The organism is Mesorhizobium sp. M7A.F.Ca.US.006.04.2.1 (assembly GCF_004022915.1).
Lineage (GTDB): Bacteria > Pseudomonadota > Alphaproteobacteria > Rhizobiales > Rhizobiaceae > Mesorhizobium > Mesorhizobium ciceri.
On record NZ_RZQA01001339.1, the window covers coordinates 1 to 1,042 of the forward strand.

Below are 1,042 nucleotides of genomic sequence, written 5' to 3' on the forward strand. Positions count from 1 at the left end.
TCGCACGCTCAAAGATTGCAACGACCTCGTCGAATGGCCGTCCCAGCGCTGCCATGAGATTGCCCGCTTCGAGCAGGCTGACATAGATTTCCTCGTCCCAGAAGCCCAGCTCGGCGCGCTTCAGATAGTTTGCCAGCGATTTTTCACGTTCTCCGGAATCCCTATAGCTCTGCGCCAGATAGAAGGTGTATCGCGAAATAAGGAACGGGTCGGTCTCCGTAGCAAGCGCGTTTTCAAGAACCGCCGCGTCGTCCTGGTACTTTCGCGGGTTTTGACTGCGTGCTCCGCCACGCCCCGTCGCCACGCGAAAACCCTTGGCGGTCTCGCGTGTGAGATGGCCGGGAGGGGCCTCGAGATATTCGTGCAGCACGCCCTTGAAGGAGAAGGGAAGCCGGTTGCGGCAAATCTGCGGGCGATAAAACGAAATGCCCCCATGGGACACCTCGACGTCGTAGAGATCGTGTTCCATGTTCGACTTGAACGCGATCGGATCGAAGTCAGCGTCTTGGACCACGACGTCGTCGGCGTCGATGATCATGGCGTAGTCGACCGTCTCGACTTCACGCAGGCGGTCAAGGGCAAAGGTACGGTTGTACGCAAAGTCCCGCCAAGGCTCGTCGATGACTGTGCCTTTGACTTTGTGCAGGGTCAGGAAGGTACGGATGAGGTCCTGCGTGCCGTCCTCGGAACCCGTGTCGATGACGAGCACGTAGTCAACGAGAGGAAGCGCGCTGGCGAGGCATTGCAAGATGACCTTTGCCTCGTTCTTGACGATCATGCACAGGCCGATGGTGCTCATGCTAATCCCTTGGCGGAGTGGCGTTCGTTACACGCTGCTGGAAATTGTTGAAGGGAATTCCTGCGCCTTTGTCCGGCTTTATATCTCATGCATCATCCCGTCGCCTTGGCCATTTGCATGACCTTTGTTGCAAAGAACGATTGCCCCTTCACAGCCAAGTGCTGCCTCAACCCGTCCATTGTTTAGCCAGCGCTTTCCGTCGCAGCAAGGGTCTTGCGGTCGCTCGGGACCAGAGGGTTAAGA

At 57.5% G+C, this 1,042-nt stretch carries 1 protein-coding gene; it reads right to left on the bottom strand.

The genetic code is table 11. The features are described 5' to 3' along the window. Window positions 1–799: glycosyltransferase (locus tag EN925_RS37145; protein ID WP_128337427.1), on the bottom strand; the 799-nt coding region annotated here is incomplete at its 3' end. Between the last annotated feature and the right edge of the window lie 243 nt (window positions 800–1,042).